The sequence below is a fragment of the Bifidobacterium sp. M0353 genome, assembly GCF_016100645.1.
In the GTDB taxonomy this organism is placed as follows: Bacteria; Actinomycetota; Actinomycetes; order Actinomycetales; family Bifidobacteriaceae; genus Bombiscardovia; species Bombiscardovia choladohabitans.
The window spans coordinates 1-250 of sequence record NZ_JACFSB010000294.1 but is presented as its reverse complement, the minus strand read 5'-3'; the positions used below and the strand labels follow the sequence as shown (position 1 = coordinate 250).

Sequence of the window (250 nt, the reverse complement as noted above, 5' to 3'; positions counted from 1 at the left end):
AAAAGAATACGGGATAAAAATATTAATCGTCTGACGGTTATTGCCAATGAATCTTATGATGATTTCGCAAAAGCTTTACAAAGTGAGATTGAAGAAGATTGTGGCGTTAATTTTCAAGGCCGGATTAAAGATAGGGCACAAAGAACAAAGGTTATTTATAAAAAAAATTTTCAGGCAGACCCGTTATTTTTAGCAATATGGAATAAGATTAAATATAAAACAACCTATCGTGTTCATTATGATACTAATC

Annotated in this window: 1 protein-coding gene; it reads left to right on the top strand. The window is 30.8% G+C overall.

Annotation, left to right across the window (positions count from 1 at the left end; genetic code table 11):
• Positions 1 to 250, top strand: a 250-nt coding sequence (locus tag H3V04_RS09855; RefSeq protein ID WP_198188506.1) for a hypothetical protein, incomplete at both ends; no start/stop codon positions are given.